The 5,574-nt window shown below is 61.6% G+C and carries 6 protein-coding genes and 1 riboswitch; of the genes, 1 reads left to right on the top strand and 5 read right to left on the bottom strand.

Annotation, left to right across the window (positions count from 1 at the left end; translation table 11 throughout):
- A partial coding sequence (locus H6B10_RS12245) for a cation diffusion facilitator family transporter (RefSeq protein WP_204651864.1) occupies positions 1–249 on the bottom strand: 249 nt, incomplete at its 3' end.
- A 128-nt stretch (positions 250–377) separates the two neighbouring features.
- Positions 378–473, bottom strand: a riboswitch (NiCo riboswitch).
- A 276-nt stretch (positions 474–749) separates the two neighbouring features.
- Between H6B10_RS12245 and H6B10_RS12240 the strand changes: the two genes are divergently transcribed.
- Positions 750–1,712 carry a zinc ribbon domain-containing protein gene (locus H6B10_RS12240; protein ID WP_204651863.1) on the top strand — a complete coding sequence of 321 codons (963 nt, stop codon included), beginning with the start codon at positions 750–752 and terminating at the stop codon, positions 1,710–1,712.
- A 97-nt stretch (positions 1,713–1,809) separates the two neighbouring features.
- On the opposite strand, the gene thiC is transcribed toward H6B10_RS12240, so the two are convergent.
- The 4 genes from thiC to thiM form a co-directional block, all read right to left on the bottom strand.
- Positions 1,810–3,120, bottom strand: a complete 1,311-nt coding sequence (gene thiC, locus H6B10_RS12235; RefSeq protein ID WP_204651862.1) for a phosphomethylpyrimidine synthase ThiC — start codon at positions 3,118–3,120, stop codon at positions 1,810–1,812.
- Between the two features lie 27 nt (positions 3,121–3,147).
- A complete protein-coding gene (thiD, locus tag H6B10_RS12230; protein ID WP_204651861.1) occupies positions 3,148–3,954 on the bottom strand; it encodes a bifunctional hydroxymethylpyrimidine kinase/phosphomethylpyrimidine kinase in 807 nt (268 codons plus the stop codon).
- Positions 3,955–4,053: 99 nt separating this feature from the next.
- A complete protein-coding gene (gene thiE, locus H6B10_RS12225; protein WP_204651860.1) occupies positions 4,054–4,698 on the bottom strand; it encodes a thiamine phosphate synthase in 645 nt (214 codons plus the stop codon).
- Positions 4,685–5,500, bottom strand: coding sequence for a hydroxyethylthiazole kinase (thiM, locus tag H6B10_RS12220; protein WP_204651859.1), 816 nt, complete (start codon positions 5,498–5,500; stop codon positions 4,685–4,687). The genes thiE and thiM overlap by 14 nt, the downstream gene beginning before the upstream one ends.
- Positions 5,501–5,574: the final 74 nt, after the last annotated feature.

The raw sequence follows: 5,574 nt of genomic DNA, 5'->3' as shown, positions 1-5,574 counted from the left end.
TTCATGGCCATAGGGATGTTCCTCATCGGATGCCTTTTTGGACACCTTCACACCGATCCAGGCAATCAGTGTTGTGAGTACATCCGAGAAGGAGTGGATGGCATCGGAAATCATGGCGCTGGAATGGCCGGTGATTCCGGCAAACAGTTTGAAACCGGAAAGGACCGCGTTGCCAATGACGCTGACCAGCGACAGTTTGCGGATGACCAATGCCTCGTTGATGGGGTCTGTTTTGGGTTGGGTTGCCATACAAGAAAACCTCCTGTTGTGACCGGGGCAAAGGCCCCGGCGGTGTGATTGCTCTTGTGTGCACCCTGTTCGAGAACGGTAGTTCCCAGGTCCCAAAAAGTATAGAAAAAGGCACCTGTGGAACATACAACTGTCCCACAGATGCCGTTGCCTTCATCTGCTGCCGCCGCGGCGGCCCGGCCCCATGCCCTCGTCGGGGGCATCGCCTGCTCAGTTTGTACTGGAGATCTCGCACCCCGGTTGGGGGATGTAATGCAGTGCAAAGAGTTCTAGTATTATATCCCATCCTATGCCGCTCGTCAAGAAAAATTTCTTCGGGCGTCGGTCAGTTGTAAAATTTGCGGATTTGGCGGTATATTGCCGAAAAAGAGTAGTAAAGGGCATATCCTGCCCTTGCGGGCGGTATCTCCGGCTGGTATACTGGAATTACGACGCGGAAGGCGGCCAACCCTGCCCGCTTCTGTGAGACTGGCCTTGAAAAAGGAAAGGAGGAACCCTTGATGATTTGTCCCCGTTGCGGAAAACCTGCCGAAGAAGGCATGAACCATTGCCCCTATTGCGGTGCCCCGCTGCAGCAAGACTCGCAGCAGGCATCAACACCCCGTTACACGGCGGCCCCCACACCCGGCCCGGCCCCGGCCGGCAACTCCGCAGAACCGCCGGTGATCCAACTGATGCGCCGGATGGCCCGCTCGCCCTATTTTCTGGTGCCGGCTATCGGCTTTACCTGTATGGTGGCATTCAACCTGGCGGCAGGTCTGTTCAATGCGTCCCCGGCCGTGTTAGAGAGTTATTTAGCCCCGCTGTACGCCTACAGTAACGATGCACAGATGGCATCCATTGCCGATACCCTTTCTGTTGTGCTTACGGCATCCGCCGGCGGCGCACTGCTGGGGCAGATCCCCGCCATTTTGGTGGCGGTGAGCATCTGGATGATGTACGCCACAGCGGTGAATGAATCAGGCAAACCTCTCCAGACGGCCGGACTCGCCATCATCCGGGTGCTTCAGATCATCAGTCTGGTGCTGGTCTGTCTGACGGCACTGCTGATCGTAGTGATTTTTGGCCTTGTATTCGTGGGGCTCGGTCAGTTTGATGATGCGGGGGCGGCAATGGCCGTGATGGCCGTGGTGCTGGTGCTCATAGCCGTGATCTTCGCGCTGGATATTGTCTACTATGTCAAACTTGTGGGGTTGCTGAACAATTTGCGCCAGACGATCTGGACGGGTACGCCCCAGGGTAAGATCTCCAGTTATGTGGCGGTATTGTCTATTCTGGGCGGTGTGGTTTCGCTGGGTACCTTCCTGACGGGCAATGTGTTCAGCGGCCTGGCCGGTGTAGCCAGTGCCGTGTCGGGCATCGGGTTCGGTATCTTCCTGTTCCAGTACCGGGATCAGCTCCGGGCGCTGGAACCCCAGAATACGGCAATGCCCGGCGCCTATTCTTACGAGTACCGGTCCTGAACCGGCAATACCCGATATGATCCCTGAAACAGAATAAAACAGCAAATGCCCTGTTCCGTTCATCGTGCGGAACAGGGCGTTTTTATGGAAGAAATGCTTACAGAATGTCGATGTGTTCGCCGTTCAGGGCTTTGTTCATGCTGCGCACGGCGCAGAACTTGCCGCACATGGAGCAGGTGTCGTCATGCTCGGGGGAACGGTCCGCCCGGATGGCCTTGGCGGTCTCGGGGTCCAGGGCGCAGGCCCACTGGGCTTCCCAGTCCAGGGCACGGCGGGCATCGCCCATCTTGTCGTCGATCTCCCGGGCGCCGCGCACACCTTTGGCGATGTCGGCGGCATGGGCGGCGATCTTGCTGGCGATGATGCCCTGCTTGACGTCCTCCAGGTTGGGCAGGGCCAGGTGTTCGGCGGGGGTCACATAGCACAGGAAGGCCGCACCGTTCATGGCGGCAATGGCACCGCCGATGGCTGCCGTGATGTGGTCGTAACCGGGGGCAATGTCGGTGACCAGGGGGCCCAGCACATAGAAGGGGGCGCCCATGCAGATGGTCTGCTGCACCTTCATGTTGGCGGCGATCTGGTCCATGGGCACATGGCCGGGGCCTTCCACCATCACCTGCACATCCTTCTCCCAGGCGCGCTTGGTCAGCTCGCCCAGCCGTACCAGCTCCTCGATCTGGCAGACGTCGGTGGCGTCGGCCAGGCAGCCGGGGCGGCAGGCGTCGCCCAGGGAGATGGTTACGTCGTATTCCCGGCAGATGTCGAGAATTTCGTCATAGTATTCGTAGAAGGGATTTTCCTCCCCGGTCATGCACATCCAGGCAAACACCAGCGACCCGCCCCGGGACACAATGTTCATCTTCCGTTTGTGCTTGCGGATCTGATCAATGGTCTTGCGGGTGATACCGCAGTGCAGTGTCACAAAGTCCACGCCGTCCTGGGCATGCAGCCGCACCACGTCAATGAAGTCCTTGGCGGTCAGGGTGTCCAGGTCCCGCTGATAGTGGATGACGCTGTCATACACCGGCACGGTGCCGATCATGGCCGGGCACTCGTGGGTCAGTTTCTGGCGGAAGGGCTGGGTATTGCCGTGGCTGGACAGGTCCATGATGGCTTCGCCGCCCATTTTTACCGCGGAGAGTACCTTCTGCATCTCCACGTTGTAGTCCTTGCAGTCCCGGGAAACGCCCAGATTCACGTTGATCTTGGTGCGCAGCATGGAGCCAACGCCCTCGGGGTCCAGGCAGGTGTGGTTTTTGTTGGCGGGAATCACCACCTTGCCACTGGCTACCAGCGGCAGCAGTTCCTCCACGGTCATCCGTTCCTTTTTGGCAACGATCTCCAGCTGCGGGGTCACGATGCCCTTGCGTGCCGCCTCCATCTGGGTGGCATAGTTCCGTTCGCTCATGGTGTGTTTGCTCCTTTGTTTTGGTATTCAGTCCGCTTCTTCGGCGTAACGTCCCGTCAGGGTCCAGGCGTGGTTCATGGGGCCGCTTCCTTTTCCAAGGTCCAGCCCGGCGGCAAGCGCGCCCGAAAGATAGTCCTTCGCCCGCTGTACAGACTCAGGCAGGGCAAAGCCCTTGGCCAGGTTGGCCGCTATGGCGCTGGACAGGGTACAGCCGGTACCGTGGGTGTTGGTGGTGGCAATGCGTTTGCCGGTAAACCACCGGGCGCCGCTGCCGTCCAGCAGCAGGTCGTTGGCATCGTTGATGCAGTGGCCGCCTTTCAGCAGCACGGCACAGCCGTACCGGTCACGGATGACACGGGCGGCGGACTCCATGGTTTCGGGGCTGTCGATGGTGCACGCCGCCAGCAGTTCCGCTTCGGGGATGTTGGGGGTCACCACTTCGGCCAGGGGCAAAAGCTCCCGGGTCAGGGTCTCCACCGCTTCGGGGCGGATGAGCCGCGCACCGCTGGTGGCCACCATGACGGGGTCCACCACGATGTGCACGGCTTGGTAAAACCGCAGCCGTTCCGCGATGGTTTCGATCAACGCGGGGGAGGAGACCATCCCGATCTTCACGGCGTCAGGCCGGATGTCGGTAAATACCGCGTCCAGCTGCTGGGCCAGAAATTCGGGGCTTACTTCGGAAATTGCAGTCACGCCGGTGGTGTTTTGTGCCGTCAAAGCGGTGATGGCGGTCATTCCGTAGACGCCGTTCATCGTCATGGCTTTGAGATCGGCCTGAATACCGGCGCCTGCGCTGGAATCGCTTCCGGCGATGGATAATGCTGTTCTCATACAAATACCTCGCATTACTTTTGTAAGGCGGCAGAGAGTGGTGCCCCCGGTCTGCCGCCTGCCGGTTCCCGGCGGTGAACCGACGATGGTGTTATGGGTTCAATGAGATTGGGTCATGGCGTCCGAAAGGGCGCGCAGTTCCCGGCAGGCAGCGGTGATATCCGCGGCCGCAAAAATACCGGAAACCACCGCTACCCCGGCAACGCCGGTGCCGGCCAGCTGCGGCAGGTTGGTCCTGCTGATGCCGCCGATGGCCACCACGGGGATGGGCACGGCGTCGCAGATGGCCCGCAAGGTTTCATGGGAGAGGGGCGTTACGTTGGTCTTGGTGGTGCTGCCGAATACCGCGCCCGCTCCCAGGTAGTCGGCGCCGCCCTCATAGGCGCGTCGGGCTTCCTCCGGGTTGTGGGCAGATACGCCCACGATCATCCGGTCACCCACCCGGCGGCGTACCTCCGCCACCGGAAGGTCGTCCTGCCCTACGTGTACGCCGTCGGCACCGCAGGCCAGGGCTACCTCCAGGTCATCGTTGATGATCAGCGGTACGCCGTAGCGGCGGCAAAGGTCACTCATGTTTTGGCCCAGGCGGATAAACTGCTCCCGGTCCAGTTGTTTTTCCCGCAGCTGCACACAGGTGGCGCCGCCCTGCAGGGCCGCTTCCACCTGCTGCTCCAGTGTCTGGCCGCGCAGCCAGCTGCGGTCGGTCACAGCGTAGAGCCGCAGACAGTTTTTATCGAATTTCATAGCGCGCTCCTTTCTCCAGTTGTTCGGGGGTCAGCCGGCAGACCGCATCCAGAATATAGGTGCGCAGGCTGCCGTTGCCGTCGGCGGGGCCCAGGCGCTGGTGGGCGATCTCTCCGCACAGGCCCATGGCGCAGACGGCGGCGGCTGCGGCTTCCAGCGGGCAGTCGGGGTTGGCTGCCGCAAAGGCCCCCGCCAGGCAGGAAAGCTGGCATCCCGTGCCGGTGACCAGCCCCATCATGGGGTGGCCGTTGCGGATGCAGAAAACCTGCTGCCCGTCGCTCACGAGATCCACCGCGCCGCTCATGGCTGCCACGGCACCGGTACGGCGGGCAAAGTCCCGCACCAGCGCGCAGCAGCCTTCCAGATTGTCCCGCGTGACCGTTTGGGCGGCATCCACGCCGTGGGCACCGCCGTGGCCCCGGGCCAGGGCTTCCATCTCGGAAAGATTGCCCCGGATGACGGTGAACCGGACTTCCCGCAGCAGCTGCAGGGCGGTTTCGGTGCGCAGGCGGGAGGCCCCGGCTCCTACCGGGTCCAGCACCACGGGAATGCCCCGTGCGTTGGCGGTTTTGCCGCAGGCTACCATGGCCGGGATGGTACCCCGGTGCAGGGTGCCCAGGTTCAGCACCAGCCCGGCGGCATGGGCGGTGATCTCCGGTGCTTCATCGGGGTCATCGGCCATAATGGGGGAGGCCCCGCAGGCCAGCAGCAGGTTGGCGCAGTCGTTGGCGGTCACATAGTTGGTAATGGCGTGGACCAGCGGCCGCCGGTTCCGCAGATTCTGGAGCAGGGGTGCAAACATAGGCGTTTCCTTTTAGTGAGAAAGAGTTTTCTGCATCCGGTTCAAAGCGCCGGTGCTGCGCAGAGCGTAAACCA

The organism is Gemmiger formicilis (assembly GCF_016901605.1).
Classification (GTDB): domain Bacteria; phylum Bacillota; class Clostridia; order Oscillospirales; family Ruminococcaceae; genus Gemmiger; species Gemmiger formicilis_B.
The sequence above is the reverse complement of the archived record's forward strand: the minus strand, read 5'-3'. Positions and strand labels throughout refer to the sequence as shown.